General features: G+C 51.0%; 19 protein-coding genes. 18 read left to right on the top strand and 1 reads right to left on the bottom strand.

Annotated features, from left to right (window positions below; translation table 11 throughout):
- Window positions 1-45 precede the first annotated feature (45 nt).
- From BN98_RS04750 to BN98_RS07925, 6 genes are read left to right on the top strand one after another with little or no spacing between them, the layout of a single operon-like run.
- The gene (locus BN98_RS04750; protein ID WP_019189473.1) at window positions 46-402 is read left to right on the top strand and encodes a GntR family transcriptional regulator; all 357 of its coding nucleotides are present in this window, start codon (window positions 46-48) and stop codon (window positions 400-402) included.
- Window positions 386-1471, top strand: coding sequence for an ABC transporter ATP-binding protein (locus BN98_RS07935; protein WP_019189474.1), 1086 nt, complete (start codon window positions 386-388; stop codon window positions 1469-1471). The genes BN98_RS04750 and BN98_RS07935 overlap by 17 nt, the downstream gene beginning before the upstream one ends.
- 9 nt (window positions 1472-1480) lie before the next feature.
- Entirely contained in the window at window positions 1481-2311 is an 831-nt protein-coding gene (locus BN98_RS04740) for a hypothetical protein (protein ID WP_019189475.1), read from the top strand.
- Window position 2312: 1 nt separating this feature from the next.
- Complete coding sequence (locus BN98_RS04735) at window positions 2313-3170, top strand: hypothetical protein (protein ID WP_019189476.1); 858 nt, start codon at window positions 2313-2315, stop codon at window positions 3168-3170.
- Window positions 3170-3784, top strand: a complete 615-nt coding sequence (locus BN98_RS07930) for a histidine phosphatase family protein (RefSeq protein WP_019189477.1) — start codon at window positions 3170-3172, stop codon at window positions 3782-3784. The genes BN98_RS04735 and BN98_RS07930 overlap by 1 nt, the downstream gene beginning before the upstream one ends.
- 50 nt (window positions 3785-3834) lie before the next feature.
- Window positions 3835-5703 (top strand): cell wall-binding repeat-containing protein, encoded by a 1869-nt coding sequence (locus tag BN98_RS07925; RefSeq protein ID WP_019189478.1) that lies wholly within the window; start codon window positions 3835-3837, stop codon window positions 5701-5703.
- A 52-nt stretch (window positions 5704-5755) separates the two neighbouring features.
- Here BN98_RS07925 and BN98_RS04720 read toward each other — a convergent pair whose 3' ends face one another.
- Window positions 5756-6517: an exodeoxyribonuclease III gene (locus BN98_RS04720; protein WP_019189479.1), complete on the bottom strand. Its 762-nt coding sequence runs from the start codon at window positions 6515-6517 to the stop codon at window positions 5756-5758.
- Between the two features lie 163 nt (window positions 6518-6680).
- Between BN98_RS04720 and BN98_RS04715 the strand changes: the two genes are divergently transcribed.
- The 12 genes from BN98_RS04715 to serS all read left to right on the top strand — a co-directional run bounded on the left by BN98_RS04715 (window position 6681) and on the right by serS (window position 19912).
- Window positions 6681-9554, top strand: a complete 2874-nt coding sequence (locus tag BN98_RS04715) for an insulinase family protein (protein ID WP_019189480.1) — start codon at window positions 6681-6683, stop codon at window positions 9552-9554.
- A gap of 350 nt (window positions 9555-9904) precedes the next feature.
- Window positions 9905-10189, top strand: coding sequence for a 30S ribosomal protein S6 (rpsF, locus tag BN98_RS04710; protein WP_019189481.1), 285 nt, complete (start codon window positions 9905-9907; stop codon window positions 10187-10189).
- 19 nt (window positions 10190-10208) lie between these two features.
- On the top strand, window positions 10209-10709 hold the full coding sequence (locus BN98_RS04705; protein ID WP_019189482.1) for a single-stranded DNA-binding protein: 501 nt from the start codon (window positions 10209-10211) through the stop codon (window positions 10707-10709).
- Between the two features lie 20 nt (window positions 10710-10729).
- Complete coding sequence (rpsR, locus tag BN98_RS04700; protein WP_019189483.1) at window positions 10730-10957, top strand: 30S ribosomal protein S18; 228 nt, start codon at window positions 10730-10732, stop codon at window positions 10955-10957.
- Between the two features lie 194 nt (window positions 10958-11151).
- Window positions 11152-12105 (top strand): DUF2232 domain-containing protein, encoded by a 954-nt coding sequence (locus BN98_RS04695; protein WP_019189484.1) that lies wholly within the window; start codon window positions 11152-11154, stop codon window positions 12103-12105.
- Complete coding sequence (locus tag BN98_RS04690) at window positions 12098-14116, top strand: DHH family phosphoesterase (protein WP_019189485.1); 2019 nt, start codon at window positions 12098-12100, stop codon at window positions 14114-14116. Before BN98_RS04695 ends, BN98_RS04690 begins: the two co-directional genes overlap by 8 nt.
- A complete protein-coding gene (gene rplI, locus BN98_RS04685) occupies window positions 14097-14543 on the top strand; it encodes a 50S ribosomal protein L9 (protein WP_019189486.1) in 447 nt (148 codons plus the stop codon). Before BN98_RS04690 ends, rplI begins: the two co-directional genes overlap by 20 nt.
- A 24-nt stretch (window positions 14544-14567) precedes the next feature.
- A complete protein-coding gene (gene dnaB, locus BN98_RS04680; protein WP_019189487.1) occupies window positions 14568-15929 on the top strand; it encodes a replicative DNA helicase in 1362 nt (453 codons plus the stop codon).
- 41 nt (window positions 15930-15970) lie between these two features.
- Window positions 15971-16837, top strand: a complete 867-nt coding sequence (locus tag BN98_RS07920) for a DnaD domain-containing protein (protein WP_052332301.1) — start codon at window positions 15971-15973, stop codon at window positions 16835-16837.
- Window positions 16834-17793, top strand: a complete 960-nt coding sequence (locus tag BN98_RS04670) for an ATP-binding protein (RefSeq protein WP_040942529.1) — start codon at window positions 16834-16836, stop codon at window positions 17791-17793. Before BN98_RS07920 ends, BN98_RS04670 begins: the two co-directional genes overlap by 4 nt.
- Window positions 17794-17870: 77 nt before the next feature.
- The gene (locus BN98_RS04665) at window positions 17871-18557 is read left to right on the top strand and encodes an NAD(P)H-hydrate epimerase (RefSeq protein ID WP_052332300.1); all 687 of its coding nucleotides are present in this window, start codon (window positions 17871-17873) and stop codon (window positions 18555-18557) included.
- 89 nt (window positions 18558-18646) lie between these two features.
- The gene (gene serS, locus BN98_RS04660; RefSeq protein ID WP_019189491.1) at window positions 18647-19912 is read left to right on the top strand and encodes a serine--tRNA ligase; all 1266 of its coding nucleotides are present in this window, start codon (window positions 18647-18649) and stop codon (window positions 19910-19912) included.
- Window positions 19913-19936 lie beyond the last annotated feature (24 nt).

Below are 19936 nucleotides of genomic sequence, written 5' to 3'. Positions count from 1 at the left end.
GCAACGCTTGCATCCCTAACATGCCCATAAGAAAGAGGAGGCCCGATGGTCGCGACACTGTATGAACGGATAGCAAAACAAATGGCAGAAGAATTGCTGCGCGAGGATAACGGCGGGGAGGTGTCTCTTCCGGAGGTCAATCTTTTGATGAAGCGTTATCGGACGACAAAGAGCACGATTGAGCGCGCTCTGCTGTTGCTAAAACAACGTCAAGTCCTTGAAGAGCAACAAGGTGTTTTGGTTCTGACTACCGATCCGGAAGCGCGTCGTCGTTTACGAGAAGCCCTGGTTTTGCAAGAAGCAACCGAACTGTTTCGCCGTGCGCGCGAATTTCATCTGGCAGATGATCGAATTGTCGGGCTGATCTTGATGGCGGGAGGCTATGATGGGGCACAAGGATAAGCATAAAAAAGAGCATAGCGGTCATAAGAAAAGAAGACAGGGGGAAGAGAGCATGAGTGAAGACAAACGTGTTGTTCCCGTTTCGGAGTTATTGCGCGGCGCGGCACCTGATCCGGTTGAGGAAGAATCGGTAGCAGAATCGGTCGAAACGCCGACCTCAGATTGGCTTAGCGTGCCGACGGAGGAATCCGCAGAAAACACCGATGAAAACATTGCTGAGGATACGGCACCGTTGCCGGTGGTGGATGACGAAGCGATACCGGAGGACGGCCCGATCCAAGCCGAAAGTCTGGAAATGGTTCAATCTGAAGAGGTGCTGGCGGAAGAGGCGCCGTCAGAAGAGGCGCCGGAGGATGGTCTCCCGGAAGGCGAAGGCGAACCGGTCGTATTGATTTCCCATCTCTCGAAAAAGATTGCCGGACAAACGGTCTTGCAGGATATTAATTTAGCCTTGTTGAATGGCCATGTGCTGGGACTCTTGGGCCCGAATGGCTCGGGAAAAACGACCTTGCTGCGCATATTAGCAGGCCTTGCGCATAAATCGGGTGGTCGCGTGGAAATTGATGGCATGGAACCCGGCACGGAGACAAAAGCGCTCGTTTCTTATTTGCCGGATACGCTGTTTCTCAGCGATGATATGACCGTCGAGCGGGCGCGCCACTATTTTGAAACCTTTTTTATGGATTTTGATCGGGAGCGTTTTGATGCGTTAGCGGAGCGATTGGCGCTGCCGAAGCATACGAAAATTTCCAAAATGTCGAAGGGCTATCGGGATCGTCTGGCCGTTTCTCTGGCCATGAGTCGTCGGGCGCGCTTGTATTTGTTGGACGAGCCCCTTGGCGGCGTGGATCCCATTGTGCGCGACGAAGTGTTGGATATCCTGATCGAAGCCCTCGGCGATGAGGCCACCATGCTCATTACGACGCATCAGGTGCGCGATTTGGAGCGCATCTTTGACGAGGTCTGCTTCCTCAAAGAAGGCAGTATCGTACGTTACGGCGCGGCGGAAGCCATTCGCCAGGAAGAAAACGCCGATCTGGATGCCGTGTATCGAATGATTTTCGGATAGGAGGCGACCATGAAATACTATTTTTCGCTCCTTCGGCGAGAAACGCGAAACGCCCGTATGGGCATACTGGTATCCGCACTTCTTGTGCTGGTCGTATCGCAAGTTCTGGCACGTTATGTTAAAGAATGGGATGCCGATCTCGTACGCTATGTCGGCGCCTTATTGGCACAGCTTCATCTGGTGGCCGGCTTTTTGCGAGAGTTATTTCGTGCGATACCTACCATAACGGAGGATGCGTTCGGGCATTTGCTGCCGCAACCGGAACGGAAATCGCTCCTTGCCGTCGTGTGCAGTTTGTTGCTCAGTGCCGTTCTCTATATGATTTCAAGCGTTTTGCTGGAACTGCTACTTGAATTTTTGCAAACGCATTCGCTGCAAGCCGTGCGCCAGGGATTAACAGCCTTTTCTCCGCAACTGTTGCTCTTGCACTTGCCGGTAGCTATTCTCGAACTGCTCTTTCTCATTACCTTGGTGATGGCACTACAGCTGTTATTACATCGCCTCGGACAAAGATTCCACTTGGCGGGCAAGGTGCCGACGGTCGTTGGGCGCGTGTTTGCTTTCTTTTGTACGATCGGCCTCTGCTGTTTTTGGATATGGGTGGCAAATAACGTAATGCTGCGTTTTCCCTGGTATCTGGACGTGCTGCAGGGAACGCTTGTCAATACCCGTCCGGCAACCTATATCATGCAAAATTTTTGGATGAGCGGTCTGCAAGTCTCGGAAGAAGGTAGATCGGTCTGGTCTGTGGCGGTACTAGGCGGCATGTTTCTTTTAACCATCCTGCAATGGGTTTTTTCTCTGATTTTGGTCGAGGATCATCTGGACTGGGAGGTATAAGATGCTAAAGCGCTTCGTTTACGAATGGAAAAGAAGCGTTCCGTTCTTTTTGACGTTTTTCATGGCAGCGACACTGTATTACTTTATCGTGCGCCTGATGATTCAGCATAAGCTATATCTGACGATGGGGATTATCCTGCCTTTTATCTTAGGGATAGGCTTGGACATGGCAGCGGTCGTTTACGTTATTTTGAATGTAAAGCGGGAACTCACCAATGCCGATGGCATACTGACATTTCTTACGCCTTTAGCACCTTGGAAAATGATGGTAGCCAAGTGGTTGAATTTCATCGTTTCGTATGGCCTGACCTTCATTGCACTACGCTTTTTGATCGCTTTTTTTCCGCTGGAGGGCAGCGGCATGGATACTTTTAGCCAAGATATCGCCAGCCTTACGGAACATGCTGCGACATTTAATGTTCCTTTTCTGTTTCTGATGGGCCGCCCCGCCATCGGTGTATTGCTCTTTGTTCTTCGCTGGACGTTGGTACTTGTACTTTTATTTTGGGTACTGGGGTGGACAGAGCGCCTCTTTGCATACGGACGATTAAAATTTGGGAAGTTTGCCGTTCGCCTGGCCAGCGTCCTTCTCTGTTTGCTGATAACGGCGATACTGGTGACGCATCTCAGCGCATGGTTTCCCTACTATTGGGAGGCGAATACCCTACAAATTTTTCATCGCGAGGCGCCATCAACCTTTTACGCGCTAATTGGATCGATGAGCTATTTTTACGGCCCGGAAGGGCCTGCCGGACCGACGCTTAGTGGCATTCCGATCGTCGCTTTTCTTGCATTGACAGCGGAAATTGCCTTTTTCTTGTGGCGCGCCAATGTAAACTGGAAGAGGATGGATCGCTGATGAGAATTTATGTGATACGGCATGGTATAAGCGAATCGAACAAAAGCATGACCTACAGTGAACCGGAAACACGGCTTGCTCCGGAAGCTGCTCGACAACTTCGCAGCGTAAAAAAGAAATTGAAATCCATTCCCTTTGAACGAGTGTATGCTTCCGACTATGCACGAACGCTCAAAACGGCCAAGATACTGGGCTTTTACGACCCGATCTTAGAGCCGCGCGTACGAGAGCGCAATTTCGGCATCTTCACCGGCCACACTCGCCTGGAATGTCAAGAGAAATTCCCTGAGGTTTATGCCAATTATCTGGCAGATCCCATGGGCTATCGCATTCCCGAAGGCGAAAGCTTTGACGATCTCTGTGATCGCGTGTGGAATTTCCTGGACGAGCTGACCGAACAAGAACGCAAGGGCAATCCTCCGATCGAAGGATTTCGCCTCCGACCGGTCTGTGATTCCCAAGTTTTGGTTGTATCCCATTTTAATGTCATCGCTGCCTGTGTATGTTGGGTCTTCGGCGATCGCTCACTCAGCCATCACGTCGTGGCGGATAACGGCGCAAGCCTTCTCCTGGATGTGCGAGGAAGCTTAAAAACCATTTTTATCGAACGATAACCGGCAGAAATAAACATCGGCCATCGGGAAGAACACATAGGAGGAAAACAATGTACACATGGAAGCGGAAAAAAGGTCAAGTATTGCTTTTATGCTTGGTCGGCATGCTATGCTGGTTTTTAGCCGGTGCATGGTCGACTGCAGAGGCGGCGCGGGCGCCGCGGGCTGGCAATGTATCGGTGAAGATAACGGGGCGCTATGAAGTACCGGACAAGACAGCCATTTTGAAAGCGGTGAATGCCATTCGCCAAGAAGCGGTGAAGGAAAGATTAACCGAACCTTATGTACCGTTGGCTTGGTCTGACGGGTTGGAAGAGATTGCTCGTCAACGTGCGGCAGAGCTCACGCTTGAGTGGGCGCACAGTCGCCCGAATGGCGGTCGCACTCCTTTTATGACCGCCTCGAACGGGGCGGAAAACCATGCGGAGAATGTGGCTAAGAACGGATCGGGCTTTGCACGAAGCATTGCGCAGTTCTATGAAGAAAAGGCGGATTATCTGGAGGCCCTTCGTACAAAAGCAGACTTGAACAATTATCCGAAGATGATAGGCCATTACACGACCATGATTGACGCAGAGTTTAAGTCCGTTGGTGCGGCAGCCTTCTATTCTCCGGCCATCGACTATTACTTTGTTGCGATGGAATTTTCACGTAATAATACGGAAAATGCTATAACCTTGCCGACGTTGCCGAAGGAAGTGCTCGTGGAGGTGGAAGGATCGCGTGTACGCAACTTAAAGTTAAACGTGCCGGCCAAGGCTGCGCAAAACAAAGCGGTTGACTTCACGTTAAGCGGCAGTGTCCACATGGTAGACAATACGACGACGAACGATAGTGAATGGATCAACCTGGCGATTATGAATGGAGCTAAGTGGAGTACATCGCCAGCCAATGCTTGCCGCGTGGACGGCAGCAAGGTCACCTTTGCGACAACAGGAAAAGTGAATTTCACCGCACAGGTCGGCAACGCGAAAGTGTCCGGTACTTCGACGGTGCAGGAGGATACATCGATTTCGAAGCCCTCTGAAAAGGATGACCAACCGCAGCTGAAGGTTTCTCGTCTCTCCGGTTCGAATCGTGAAGAAGTGGCCGCGTTGGTGGCTAGGAAATATTTCGCAAAGGCGGAGACCGTATTGGTAGTGAATAACGCCGCCTTTGGCGACGCCATGAGTGCGACCAATCTTTCGGCAGGTAAAATGCCGATTCTGTATACGACGAGTACAAAATTACCGGAAGCAACTAGAAATTGCCTGAAGACGCTATCTCCGTCAAAGATTATTATTTTGGGCGGGAAGAACTCAGTCAGTTCCGCTGTAGAAAGTGCATTGCACCAAGCTGTGCCTGCCGCAAAAGTAAAGCGTATCGACGGAAAAGATCGCTATGAAGTCAATGCAAAGACTCTCTCGAATCCAAAGGGTGGCACCATCGCCGTGAACGGCACGCTGTTCTCCGATGCGCTGATGGCATCGCCACTGGCACAGCGCTATCATGCACAAATTGCCCTGATCAGTAAGAATGCCGTGCCGGAGTCCGTCGCTCGCCAACTGCAAAAGAATGGGACGTATCTGTCGATGTATGTGGTAGGTGGCAAGAACTCCGTTTCTACGGCGGCTGAAAACGCCTTGGGTCAACTTGTGAGCAGTAAAGTCAAGCGCATTAGCGCAGCAAATCGCTATGAGCTTTCCGCCGTCGTTGCGAAATTGTTCCCAAAGACAAAACGCGGTATTCTTGTCAGCGGTGAAAAATTCTCGGATGCGTTGGTTGCGGCACCGCTCGCACAGCAATGGTCCGCACCCATTCTTCTGACGACAAAGGCGAATCTAACAGATGCGGTGCAGCAACAGATCTCCCGTCTGGACAGCGTCACCATTTTGGGTGGCGTTAATTCGGTCGGTAAAGGAATCTTGTCGTCACGTTAACCTTGCATAATAAAAACAGCCTGTCGGTCATCGGATCGACAGGCTGTTTTTTTTAGGCTTCGAGTTGCAATTCCACCGGGCAATGATCGGAACCCATGACGTCCGCATGAATGGCAGCTGAGATCAGGCGTGGCTTTAAGGCTTCGGAAGCTAGGAAATAGTCGATGCGCCAACCGATGTTACGAGCACGTGAATTAGCAAAGTTGGACCACCAGGTGTAGGCCTCCGTTTCATCCGGATGGAAGTAGCGGAAGGTATCAATGAAGCCGTTATCCAGAAGCTGATTGAACTTGGCGCGTTCCTCATCGGTAAAGCCGGCGTTCTTATGATTGGAGGCGGGATTTGCCAGATCGATATCGTTGTGCGCGACGTTCAGATCCCCGCAGACGACAACCGGTTTATCCTCTTCCAATTTTTTCAAATAGGCAAGAAAGGCATCCTCCCACACTTGGCGATAGTCGAGTCGTTCCAAACCACGTTTGGAATTTGGCGTGTAGCAGGTCACCAGAATGAAGGATTCAAACGCCATCGTGATCACGCGCCCTTCTTGGTCGTGTTCGGGAATACCGATGCCGTACGTAACGGAAAGCGGCTTTTTCTTTGTAAAGATGGCCGTGCCGGAATAGCCCTTGCGCTCGGCATAGTTATAGTATTCTTCGTAATTTTCCAGATCCAGTTCTAACTGGCCTTCGGTCAGTTTGATTTCTTGTAGGCACAGGATATCCGGATCCAGCGCTTCCAGTTTTTCTAGAAAGCCTTTGCGCACTTGAGCACGCAGACCGTTAACATTCCAAGAGATGAGTTTCAGCATCATATTTCCTTTCTATCGCTTCGGACAACGAAGATTGATGTCATGAGTCCGGAAAACGGTGCGTTTTTCCTTTGTCCATCATAACCTAAAACGAAAAAAACTGCCGCCTTCCTTGTGGGCGATCGGATTGGCATGGGCTATAATGGGAGAAAAAAAGGAGGCTGCCATGCAGGGATTTACGCTATTACAGGAAGATTTTGTATCCGAAGAGCCGTTTCAGGTACGGCGCTATCGCCATGATGGAACCGGCGCATCCGTTTACCATTTAAAAAATGAGGATCCCAACAAAATGTTTGCGATTGCTTTTCCTACCAATGCCATGGGAGCAACGGGCAACATGCACATCATGGAACATTGCGTTCTCAACGGATCTCGCAAATTCCGTACAAAAGAACCCATGTGGGACATTATGAAATCCAGCCTTCAGACGTTTTTGAATGCCATGACGTACCCGGATTGCACGGTTTTTCCGGTGGCCAGTCGAAACGATGCGGATTTTCGTAACTTAACAGAATTATATCTGGATAGCGTTTTTTATCCACGCGTATTGGAAGAACCGCTGATTTTTGCGCAGGAAGGTTGGCATCGCGAAATCTTTTCAGAAGAGGAGCCAATCCGCTATAACGGCGTTGTTTATAACGAAATGCGTGGAGCGCTGTCTGCACCGGATCAGCAGGTGTGGCTGCAAGCCCTAAGCGCCATTTTTCCGGATCAGCCCTATGCGAAAAACTACGGCGGCGACCCGTATGAAATTCCGACACTTTCCTATGAAGCCTTCTGCGATTTTCATCATCGCTATTACTATCCCTCGAATGCGTTGGTATTTTTGTACGGCGCCATTGATGAGGAGGAAATTTTTGGATTGTTGCGCTCCTATTTTGATGCGTTTCCCAAGCAAGAACCGGCACCGCGTCCGGCACGGCAAAAACACTTTTGCGCACCGAAAGAAGCCGTTTATCCCATTGCTGTGGCGGAAGAGGAAACGGTGGAAAACAAGTCCTATCTAGCGATGAACTGGATCGTGGATGAAGCGCGTACGGATTGCTCCCGCTATTTTGCACACCTGTTGGGCCCCGTGCTCACGGATTCGGAATCTTCGCCGTTGCGCCGTCGCCTGTTGGAGGAACTGGGGGCAGAGGACGTGTTCAGCCTGGAATTTCCCGTGCGTGAGATCGGGTTCAGCATTGTGGCCAAACACGTGGATCCCGCACGAAAGGAGGAGTTTGCACGCATCGTGGAGGAAAGTTTGGAAACCATGGCAAAAGAAGGAGTGGATCCGGCCATCCTGGAAGGTGCGTTACAGCGCATGGAATTTGATTTGCGCGAGAAAAACGGTGAAGCCACAAAAGCCATTACGCATCTTTCCACTTTCCTTGCCGAAGGCATCTATGGCTTAGATCCGACGCCGGTATTCCACTACGAGCAACAACTGAAGGACGTGCGGCGCCTGTTGTCACAAGGAGGTTTTGAAACGTGGCTTCGTAAACACTTGTTGCAAAATCCGCATCGCGTGCTCTCTGTGCATACGCCGGATCCAGGACGCAATGTGCGCCGCGATCGTGAGGTGGAGAAAGAATTGGCAGCCTATAAGGCGTCCTTATCGCCGGAAGCCTTGCAGGCGTTGATTCAAAAAAATGAAGCGCTGCGTACGCGGCAGAATACGCCGGATACGGAGGAAGATAAGGCAACGATTCCTTCGCTCTCTCGCGCGGTCTTGCCACATAAACTGGCTAAAATTCCTTCTCGCCTGACGACGTATGGCAGCGATACCGTGCTTTTTCATGATTTGCCGACCGCCGGTATTCACTATTTGATTGTGGCGTTTGACCTGGCACACCTCCCGGCGGAAGACCTTCCGTATGCCGCGTTGGCAGCAGACTTTCTGGGGCGACTGGATACGGAAAAACACAGCTATCAAGCATATGAGGTGGCGGAAACGCGCTACACCGGCGGCATCACTATGCGTCCGTCCATGCAACGAATCGAAGGAAGCACGAAACTATCTCGCAAGCTTTTAGTAGATATGGCGGTGATGGGCGAAGAGAATTCGGCAATGGCGTTTTCGTTGTTGCGTGAGCAACTGCTCGAAACACGTTTTACCGATCTGGCGCGTATGCGCGAGCTACTGGCAATCAGTGTGACGAACTTGAAACAGTCGATCTTAAGCGGCGGGCACGCCTTTGCCATGGAGCGCGCTTTGGCCATGACAGAACCGGCAGCCTATCATCGCCAATTTGTCTCCGGCGTGCCGTACCTGCGTTTCTTGGAGCATTTGCAGCAGAATTTTACGGAGGAGGAAGCGTCACATTTGGCAGACGTAGCCAAACGCCTTTTTGTAGCGCCCGGACGTGTGATAAACGTCACCGCTGATGGAGCGTCCGGCGAACGCTTCTTAACCGCCGCTTTGCAGGCGTTGGACGGTTTTCCGCAGAAAGATGAACCCCTTGCAACGATACCGTTTACCGCAAAACAGCAGGCTGAAGCGTATTACGGTTCGACGGATGTACAGTTTAATGCCGTAGCAGCGCCGTTCTGTTCACCGGACGCATTGGATGGGTCTATGCTCGTTTTAACCAATGTGCTGACCAATGCTCTGCTCTATAACGAAATTCGCGCAAAGGGCGGCGCCTATGGTGCGTTTGCACGGTTTACCGGCTCCGGTTATGCCCTCATGGCCTCCTACCGTGATCCAAAATTGGAGGAAACGTATCGCGTCTATCAAAATCTAGGCAACATGGTCAGGGAACTTGCGCTTTCGCCGAAAGAGCTGGATGATTTTGTAATCGGTACGGTGGGACATATGGACGCCCCGTTAACCGAAGAACAGAAAGGACGCCGTGCGTTACTGCAGTATCTTTCCGGACATGACCCCGCTATCGATGATAAGCATCTGCAGGAAGCATTAGCCGCAGATTTGAAGAGTTTGCACCGCTTGGGAGAAAAATTAGAGACCGCCATGGAGAACGTCTCTGTCGTGACGGTCGGTAGCCGCGAACGTATCGAAGCCGTATCAAGCTTTGCGGTGGTAGAGAAATTGTAGACGAAACAGACAAACTCTTTTTCCTGCGCCTAGACAGAAGGGCGATGTATCACTTTGTTCCGTTCTGTCTCAACCGGTTCCAAGTGATGGGCGCAGCTCGAATTTTCCTCAGCGCTCCCTTATAATAAAAGTGGCGATCGTAAGGAACGGAAGATCCCTTGGGACGGGCTCAAAAAAAAGAAGACGGACGCGTCACACGCGTCAGGAAGTAGGCAGCGATAAAATTGGAGTGATTCATTTGCGCTTTCTCCTCGTTTCGTTATAATAGATAGGTGACTTCTTGCGTTATCGCAGGGTCGTAATCTCTGCTCCGTTAAAAAGCGGGGCGCAAACCAGAGGGAGGTGAAAGTATGAATCAGTACGAAATGGTCCTTATCCTGAAGGCCGGTTTGGAAGAAGACGAGCGTAACCAAGTGCTCGATCGTCTGAAAGACGCCATCAACCAAAACGGAACCGTCGGGGAAATCGACGATTGGGGCACCAGAAAGCTCGCGTACGAGATCAACTACAACAAAGACGGTTATTATTACGTCCTCAATTATGAGGCAGACCCGTCCGTTGTTGCTGAAGTTGAACGTCGCGCCCGCATTTTGGATCAGATCCTTCGCTACCTTACTGTAAAGAAAGAGGCTTAGTTTCTTTAGGAGGTAACCGGTGAATCAAGTGACGATTATGGGACGCTTAACGCGTGACCCGGAATTAACCTACAACAATTCGACAGGCAACGCCATGGTACGCTTTTCGGTGGCCGTGGACAAAAAGCTGTCGCGTGAGAAAAAACAAGAGATGGAATCGCGGAATCAACCCACCGCAGACTTTATTAACTGCGTGTGCTGGGGAAAACTGGCGGAAACGGTGAATAATTTCTCAGCCAAGGGCAAGCGTGTTATCGTAGAAGGCCGTCTGCAGACGGGCTCCTACCAGACGCAGGACGGCTCCCGTCGCTATACGACGGACGTCGTGGCCAATGCCGTGGAATTTATTGACTGGAAAGATCGCAACGATTTTGGCGGCGGACAACCTGCCCGTTCCGCGCAATCGAACGACTTCCCGAAAAATGATCAGGCTGCTGCGCCCGAGCAGGGCAACAGCGGCGATGATGAATTTTTCGGTGCTGACTTCAGTCCCGTGGATGATGACCGCATTCCCTTCTAATTTCAGTAAGGGAGGTCGAAATGGCTCAACGTAAATTCAGACCCCACAAAAAGGTCTGTGTCTTCTGCAAAGACAAAGAACGCGTATTAGACTACAAAGATGTCGACGCGGTAAAAGAATTCATTAGCGAAGCGGGGAAAATTCTTCCGCGCCGCATTACGGGCACCTGCGCCAAGCATCAGCGTGATGTTACCACCGCTGTAAAGCGCGCACGTCACATTGCCCTCATTCCGTATGAGGACAAGTAAACCAGTGCTTTAAAAGAATGAATAAAGAAGGTCGCCTGCGGGCGATCTTTTTTATTGGAAGAAGGGAAATGGCAGAAGGCGCGGCCGGCGGGAACCTATTGGCGTGGGGATGGCTGTTACCACCGCACCGGTGCCGTCATCCTTTTACTCGCCCGATGACACACTATGTTAGAATGGTATCGGAGGAAGTAGCTATGAAATTCAACACAAAGCAATGGACAGCGCCGGCGAATGCCTTGATTGCCACGGCGCTGGGTGTCTTTATTTGTTATGTATCGTCCCGCTCCTTACCGATGATACGCTTTTTGCAGTATTTCCCGCTCACGACGTTACTGGTCGTGGAGGGTCCCGTTTGGGCGGTCCTATCGGCTGCAGTAAGCCTGGTGGCGATGGGCTTCCTGTTAGGCGTGGAAACCGGCCTTGTGATGGGCGCGCAGCTGATCGTCATCGCTTTTGGCGTGGGACTATTACTGCTGCGCAAGAAATCGCTCTTTCATGAGCTGGTTCTGCCGGCGGTTCTGTTCACGGCGCTGGGGATCTTTCTGTTGTTCCTGGATCAAAGGCAAGGCGGTAATACGCTGTCGTTTTTGCAGGAGATAATACAGCAGGCAACAACGGAGGTTCTGAAAACCGCGCGGGAAAGCGGCGATGATGGCGCGAAAATTCTGCAGTTGGAAGTGATGCTGCGACAGATGGGCGTGCTATTGATGGATTTGATCCCTTCAGCCATTTTCCTGGAAGGCTTTATTGCGTCAGCGATTACATCTTTCGTCTCTCGTTTGCTTCTGTCGCATACGGAAGAGAATGTAGCACCATTTCGACTGGGTAACTATGTCATCACACGACGCATGAGTTTGTCGCTGCTGGGCATGACGGCGATCGGTCTGGTGCTGGCCTCTGTGTCTTCACGGTTTCAATTTTTGGGCAGCAATTTGTTAGCTGTAGCCATCCTTTTGTATGGTTTTCACGGTCTGGCGCGCATTGATGCGCGGCTGAGGAAAGTACGCGTTCCGGTTGTGCTGCGCATTCTGCTCTATGTGGCAAGCATGATTCTGTTTTTCATTGGAGCAGTGTTTATCTTAGTAGGGCTTATAATGAGCTTTTTCATTGTTGCGGTTCCGTTGCCGCAGGGAGGAGATCATGAGTAAGAATCTGTTTCGGGGCACAAATCGAAAAGGCCCATGGGGAGAGGTGCTGGTAGTGAGTGCTGTCAGTCTCTTGATGAGCTTGGGGCTTTTCCTCTGGAATCCCTATGCCGGCGTTGCCGGTCTGGTAGGGACGATCTTTCTGAGCGTTCACAGCTATATGCGTGAACGCGAGGCAGAAGGCCGTGCCATTGCTGCGATTGAGACCTTGGATTACCATTTTGACGAATTGACGAAAAATGCTGTCTTCGGCATGCCGTTTCCCATGACAGTCTTGGATGAAGAGGGGAATTTTCTCTGGTACAATTCGTACTTTAAAAAGATTTTCGGCATCCGCGATTCACTGCTCGGACAGCGCTATGATCAGCTGTTTGCTGATGTGCCGATTAAGGTGCTGAAGGAAAAAAATGCGGAACCCTTTCGCGTTGAGGTAGACAAACGCATTTACCTGTTTTATAACAGCGTAACAACATCTTCCAAGGAAGGCGCTCTTATTCTGCTGTACGGCATTGATAACAGCGAGGACGAAGAAATTCGTGCGCATTACACAGCAGAACGGCAGGTGCTTGCGGTGGTATTTCTGGATAATTACGACGAAGTACGCGCTACGTTGCCCGAAGCGGATCGTCCGATCGCGTTTGCACAGATCGACCGAATGATCTCAGACTTTGCTTCCAAATACGATGCCTCGTTTGTTAAATACGAAACCGATCGTTATTTAATGGTGCTGACGCAGGATGCTTTCGAGCGCATGAAGAAGGATCGTTTCCCGCTGTTGGAGGAATTGAAAACGGAGAGCGATGAAGTCCAGGCCATTCGGCCGACGGCATCCATCGGTGTGGGCTACGGTATGGCGTCGCCGGCGGAGAATATGCTTGAAGCACGCTCGGCCATTGATATTGCGTTGGCACGCGGTGGAGACCAGGTGGTGATGAAATCCGGCGAACAGTTGGATTATTTCGGCGGTAAAAATCAGGCGACACAGCGCATTACGAAAGTGAAGGCGCGCGTGATGTCCAATACGGTACGACAATTTATTGAGGAATCCTCTCATGTCCTTATTATGGGGCATCAGAATGCAGATATGGATTCCTTGGGCTCCTGCCTGGGCATGTTGAACTTTGCGGAGCAAATGGGCGGCGATGCATGGATCGTTTTGGATGAAGTGACGCCTTCCATTGAAAACCTCTATAACCAGGTGAAACAAGAAGCACCGGATATGATGAAACGCATCATTTCACCGCAGCGCGCCATGGATCTTAGGGATCCGCAAGCACTCATCATTGTCCTGGACAATCATCGCCATGATGCCACGGCTGCGCCGGCGTTATTGGATGGCGGGAATCGCGTCATCATCATTGATCACCACCGCCGCGGCGCGGGGTATATTCAGGGGGCAGAAATTTCCTATATTGAGCCGTATGCCTCTTCAACCTCGGAAATGGTGACGGAACTCATCAGCTATCAGGACAGCGAAATCGCCCTGCCGAAAGTGGCAGCCGAAGCACTTTTGGCTGGCATTACGGTGGATACGAAGAATTTCTTCTATCAGACGGGTACGCGTACGTTTGAAGCTGCCGCCTATCTGAAGCGTAAGGGCGCAGATTCCATCGTAATTAAGGAACTGTTTAAAGATGATTTTGAATTGATGCGATATCGCTCCGAAATTTTAGTGAGCGCAAAGCATCTGCGACCAGATATTATGATTGCTCGCTTCCCCCACGATATAGAGGGCTCGACACTCATTGCTTCGCAAGCGGCAGATGACCTGTTGGGCATTCGCGGCATAAAGGCCTCTTTCGTGCTGACGCTGGCGGAGAAGCGCGTTCACATTTCAGCGCGCAGTTTGGGGGATATCTCGGTACAACTCATCATGGAGAAAATCGGCGGCGGCGGACACATGACCGCTGCGGCAACACAGATGGACACTACGTTGGATGAAGCACAAAAACAGTTGGAAGAAGCCATAGAAACGTATTTAAAGGAGGAAGGCAATGAAAGTAATCCTGCTTAAGGATGTCAAAAATTTAGGCAAAGCCGGAGAACTGGTCAACAGCAAACCGGGCTATTTTCATAACTTTTTAGCGGCGAACGGACTGGCCGTTGAGGCCACACCGGCAGCGGTGAAAAACTGGAAGGCGGAACAAAGGCGTCTCCAGGCAGAAGAAGCTGCGCAAAAAGCCGAAGCGGAAGCGCTGAAAGTAAAAATTGAAGGCCTCGAAGTCAAAGTACAGGCCAAAGGTGGCGGTAACGGAAAATTGTTCGGCTCGGTGACTGGCCAGGATATTGCCGATGCGGTAAAAGCGCAAGCGGGTCTGGAACTGGATAAGAAAAAGATCGAACTGAAAGAATCCATCCGCGAAGTCGGCACGCATACGGTTGAGGTACGAGTCTATGCCGATACCACGGCTAGTCTGAAAGTGGTTGTAGAAGAAATCTGACAGGCGAAACAGAAAGGGTCGAGTATGGCAGCGGAACAATTGCCGGGCAATGCCAATGCGGAACGAGCGGTGCTGGGAAGCATTTTATTTGATGAACGCACCATCAATACCGTCATTGAGCAGGTAAAAACCGACGACTTCTATTTTCCCAAACATCGCATTCTCTATGATGCCATGCTGGAACTCAATCGTCGGCATGAACCGATTGATTTACAGACATTGGTTGCGGAATTGGAGCGCGAGAAAAAATTGGATGAAATCGGCGGATTTGCATTCATTCAGCAAATTACGCAGGAACCGTTTTATTCGGCCAACCTCGACGCTTATATTCGCTTGGTCAAAGATCATGCGCTACAGCGCGCGCTGATTCGTTTCGGGAAGGATGTTGCCGCCCATGCCGGCGACGGAAAAGATCCCTCAAAGATCGTGCTGGAAGACGCCGAGGAGCAGTTACTGCAGCTTTCACAAGATCGCACACGTATCGGTCTGACGCCTCTGGCGGACACCATGGAGGAAACGCTCCAACGCATTTCGGAATTATCCATGAATCAGGGCGAAATTACCGGCATTCCGACCGGCTTTCGTTGGCTGGATCGCGAGCTTTCAGGCTTGCATCCCTCAGATTTGGTGCTGCTTGCAGCACGCCCTTCTATGGGAAAGACCGCACTGGGCTTAAACATTGCTTTTAATGCGGCGCGCTATCAGGATAAAGATGGTAATCGCCCCTTTAAAGTGGCGGTGTTCTCTTTGGAAATGAGTAAAATGCAGCTGACACAGCGCTTGCTGGCGATGGCGTCCGGACTGGATCTGCAAAAGATCATTACCGGTGATCTTCAATCCGATGAGGATTGGCAGCTTTTATTTAACGGCGTCAATGTGTTGAAGGAATTAAGTATTTTTATTGATGATACTTCCTCCATATCCGTGCAGGAATTGCGCGCGAAATGTCGTCGCCTCAAAATGGAGCAGGGATTGGATCTGATTATGATCGACTACCTGCAGCTGATGAATGCGGATGAATCCCGCCGTAATGAAAATCGTCAGCAGGAAATCACACAGATTTCGCGTGGCCTGAAGGGGCTTGCCAAGGAGATGAATTGTCCGGTGTTAGCGCTATCGCAGCTGTCCCGTAAGGCGGAAAGCCGTGAAGGCGGACGCCCTCTCATGAGCGATTTGCGTGAATCGGGTGCCATTGAGCAGGATGCGGACGTTGTTATGCTTCTACATCGCGAGGATTATTACGATAAGGATACCGAGCGGCCGAATATTACGAAAGTCATCATTGCCAAGCACCGTAACGGTCCGACGGGCGAAGTCGACTTGTACTTTGAGAACTTCCTGACACGTTTCAAGGATTTGAATCGGGAACAGGATCCCGGCGCTTAATCGAAGATGGCGAGTCGTCCGTGACCGAGAAAGGGGGAAGAATGGACGCCTCTTTTGAATTATCGAAGGTGGATTTTCGAACCACACCCCTAGAAAATATTTTTTTGGATACGTATTTAGCCCACGCGCCGGCGGATGCCCTGCGCGTGTATTTGGCAGGATGGAAAGCCTGTTGCAACAAGCAGGATCTGCATACGGAAGGTAGCGGTCTGAAAGAGTCATTGGGTCTTAGCGATGCGGCTTTTGATGAGGCGATTCGCTATTGGGCAGGCGAAGGTCTTGTGGAAACGGATCCGCAAAATCCGGAGCATCTGCTGTTTCATTCGATGTTGCTATTGTGGGCAGGTATCGCCGAGCCGGCGCAAGAAGCCCCGTCTCCATCGCATGAAAAAGCAAGCGACCCGCCGGCAAAGCCGCTGACGCCGCCGCAACCGAAGGAAACGGATCTGGGCGACATGACGCAGGCGGAGATGTTTAATGCACTGGAAGCCTTTTTATCCGAAGGCTTGCCCTATCACGTGACATTAAAGGAAAACGAGTTGCGCCTCATTCTGCAGACGATGGAGCAATACCATTTTGCGTCGGATTATTTTCTTTACGCCTATAAACAGGCTTGTCAGCGTAAAGAAGTGGGCTCTCGTTCCGTGAACTATGTGGTGGCCGTTATTGAAAACTGGGCACGTTTCGAGCATATTGTGACGAAAGAGGCACTGGATGCATACTTTGTGAAAGAAGAGCAGGAGAAACCAGTGCGCAACGTGCGCCGGAAACGAAAACAGCCGGCCTATGTCAAAAAAGATGCTCGTATGAGTCGAGAAGAGAAGAAGGACTGGGTCCTTCGTAAACTGGAAGAGTCGCGTCGTAAGAGTTTGCGTGGCGACGAAGGGACGCAGGAGGAGCAGCCATGACGAATGTACATGAAATTTTAGCACAGCGTCGACAGGCCGCACTGCAACGTCGGGATCGTCGGGTGGAGGAACTCTATCGCCGGCATCCGGGACCAGCCAAGCTGCGGGAAGAGCGTCTGCAAAAAGGACGTGCCTTGTTGGGACAAGCCATGCGCATGAGCGAACGCGAACGTGAAAGAGCACAGGAGGCCATGCATAAGTTGTTGGCGGAGGAGAAGGAAGCCTGGAATGCGTTGGGCGTTTCTTCGGATGCTTTTGAACCGCACTTTACTTGCTCCGATTGCGAGGATACGGGCTTTGTGGACGGCGTATCCTGTCATTGCCGCAATGCATTATTAGCGGCGGAACGCTACGATATGAGCGCTATTCGGGAGCGTTTAAGCGTGGAAAACTTCAAAAATTTCAATCTGACGCTGTTTCGTCGCGATCGGCAGGCCAATGAGCCCTGCAGCCCCTATGAAAATATGGCAGATTTGAAGCAGCGTATGGAAAAGGAATATGTGCCGACCTTTTCTCGGCGCTCGCCGAACCTGTATTTTTACGGGCCGACGGGAACGGGCAAAACGTTTCTGGTGAACTGCATTGTCAAGGGCGTCTTGGATCAGGGCGCGCAAGTATATTACCAAACCGCTCCGCAGCTGCTGGATTTTTTAACAACCTATTCGTTCTCCTATGCGCGCGAACGCACGGAAAAGGAACAGGCACGCCATGATTTTGCCTATACCTGCGATTTATTGGTCGTGGATGACTTGGGCACCGAATATTTGACGGATAAGATGAATTCGGAATTGTTTGAACTCATCAATGCGCGAATTGTGGCGCAGCGGCCTACCATTCTCTCCTCGAATGTGCAGTTGGAGGAATTGGGGGAGATTTACGGTGAACGCATTGCTTCTCGCATTGCGGGAGAATACATTGCGTTTCCACTGTTTGGCAGCGATATCCGTCGGATGTAGAACATAGCAACATCGTATCGAAGGGCAAAATGCCGGCTTTCATCGTGTGAGGAACACAGAAAAAAGAGGAGGTTTCTATGCGCAGCGTTACAGCGGAAGAAATGCGACGCATGGATCAGATGGCTACCAAGCAATATGAGATTCCGGAGGCTTTGTTGGTGGAAAATGCGGCGCGCAGCATATTGCAATGCATTGATCTTTCCACACGCCATACCTTTGCCATTTTTTGCGGGCCGGGTAACAACGGCGCGGATGGATTGGCGCTGGCGCGCCATTTGCTGGGCCGCGGCAAAAAAGTTATGGTGTATTTGATCGACAAGAGCGATCATCCTTCAGAGGCTTGGCGTATAAATCGAACCTGCATCGGGCACATGACCGACGCCATTCGTGCTATTGAAACCCTAGGCGATTTGGATGATATGCTGCACGAGTTGAAGCAATATAACACCGTTATTGATGCCATGTTCGGAACCGGCCTCAACCGCGAACTCAAGGGAGTCGCGCCCATCGTCATCGATAACATTAATCAATCGCGCATTTATACGATTTCTGTGGACATGCCTTCGGGACTGGATGCGACTACCGGTCGGCCATTTGGGGCTTTTATCGAAGCCAACGAGGTCATTACCATGGAATGTATGAAAAAAGGATTGGAAAGCAATTCCTATGTGGACTGTCCGGTTCATGTGGTATCTGCCGGACTGCCGCAAGCGATAGTCGAACGCGTGCTCGGGATTGAGTCGCCCGGCGAAAGCTGGCGGTGACGATGAGGCAAAGCCGCCCGAAAGGCGGTTCCGTGCTATAATGAACAGAAAGACAGCGGAAGCTGTCGGTAAAAAATGAGGAGGGACTCATGTTAGACATCAAGCGTATCCGAGAAGAGCGAGAAGCCGTTGAAAAAGGGCTGTCAGGACGTTCGGGATCCTTTTCGGTGGACACGGCATTAAAACTGGACGATGAGCGTCGCGCTTTGCTGAAGGAAGTGGAAAGTAAGAAGGCAGAACGCAATCAGGTTTCCAAAGAGATTCCGCAACGCAAGAAAGCGGGCGAAGACGTGACTGCCACCATTGCACAGATGCGTGAGCTGGGAGATGAAATCAGTGCCGCGGATGAAAAGATTCGGGCTATTGAAGAAAAATTGCGCATGGAATTGCTCTCCATCCCGAACGTGCCGCATGAATCGGTTCCCTTTGGCAAAGATGATTCGGATAACGTGGAGATGCGCAAGTTCTCGAGTCCGCGTGATTTTGATTTTGAACCGAAGCCGCACTGGGATCTGGGCACGGATCTTCATCTGCTCGATTTCGATCGCGGTGCTAAACTCTCGGGCGCCCGTTTTACGATCATGACCGGTCGCGGTGCACGTTTGGAGCGTTCTATCTATAACTTCATGTTGGATCTGCATACGATTGATCAGGATTATTTGGAAATTGAACCGCCGTATCTGGTGAACCGTGCCTCTATGACGGGTACGGGCCAGTTGCCGAAATTCGAGGAAGATATGTACCACTGCAATGAAGACGATCTTTTCCTCATCCCGACGGCGGAAGTTCCTGTCACCAATATTTATCGCGATGAAATTCTGGATGAAAAAGATTTACCGCGTTACATGACCGCTTTTACGCCATGCTTCCGTCGCGAAGCCGGATCGGCAGGACGCGATACCCGCGGTATCATTCGTCAGCATCAGTTTGATAAGGTTGAACTCGTTAAATTCGTTAAGCCGGAAGGCTCCTACGATGAACTGGAGAAGCTGACCAACGACGCCGAAGAAGTCTTGAAACGTTTGGAGATTCCGTATCGCGTAGTCACGCTATCCAGTGGGGACCTCGGCTTCTCCTCGGCAAAAACCTATGATATTGAAGTTTGGATGCCGAGCTATCAGCGCTACGTCGAGATTTCTTCCTGCTCGAACTTTGAGGATTATCAGGCCCGTCGCGCCAATATTCGTTTCCGCGATGCGCAAGGCAACGTGCGTTACGTCCACACGCTTAACGGCTCCGGCTTGGCTGTTGGTCGTACATGGGCTGCCGTCGTCGAAAACTACCAGAATGCAGACGGTTCGATCACGATTCCGGATGCACTGCGTCCGTACTTCGGTAAGGATCGTATTGACTGAAGGCAAAGCAGTACGAAAAGACGC

This window comes from Levyella massiliensis, assembly GCF_000308275.2.
Lineage (GTDB): Bacteria > Bacillota > Clostridia > Tissierellales > Peptoniphilaceae > Murdochiella > Murdochiella massiliensis_A.
This window is presented reverse-complemented; position numbering and strand designations above follow the sequence as displayed.